The sequence below is a fragment of the Corallococcus sp. CA041A genome, from assembly GCF_003612075.1.
Taxonomy (GTDB): Bacteria; Myxococcota; Myxococcia; order Myxococcales; family Myxococcaceae; genus Corallococcus; species Corallococcus exiguus.
In genome coordinates, this window is the sequence record NZ_RAWF01000714.1 from 1 (window position 1) to 415 (window position 415).

The 415-nt window shown below is 63.9% G+C and carries 1 pseudogene; it reads left to right on the forward strand.

What is annotated here, in order from left to right:
* Positions 1–398: pseudogene (locus tag D7V77_RS42790) on the forward strand (FAD-dependent oxidoreductase); the annotation flags it as partial.
* Positions 399–415: the final 17 nt, after the last annotated feature.

Genomic DNA, 415 nt, shown 5'->3' on the forward strand with positions numbered 1-415 from the left:
GCATGCTTTCGCGCCTGGACAGCACGCCCGACGGCACGCTCACCGGCGCAGCCATCCGCGGGCGCGACGGCGAAACCGTTCTGCCCTGCGATGAACTGATCGCCCTGTATGGTCTGATTTCCGAGCCGGGCCCGATTGTCAACTGGGGCGTGGAGATGCGCGCGGGCCGCATTACGGTGGAAACAACGGCGTACGAGACCTCGCGCCCGGGCGTGTTCGCGGCGGGCGATATCGCGCTGTATCCAAACAAGCAGAAGCTGATTCTGTCGGGCTTTCATGAAGTGGCGATGGCGCTGCGGCGCGCCTACCGGTATGCGAATCCGGACAAGACGCTGGTGCATACGCATTCGAGCAACGACGCCGGGCTGCAGACGAAACTGCATGTAACGGCGGAATAAGTCTCGCATGCGCCCAC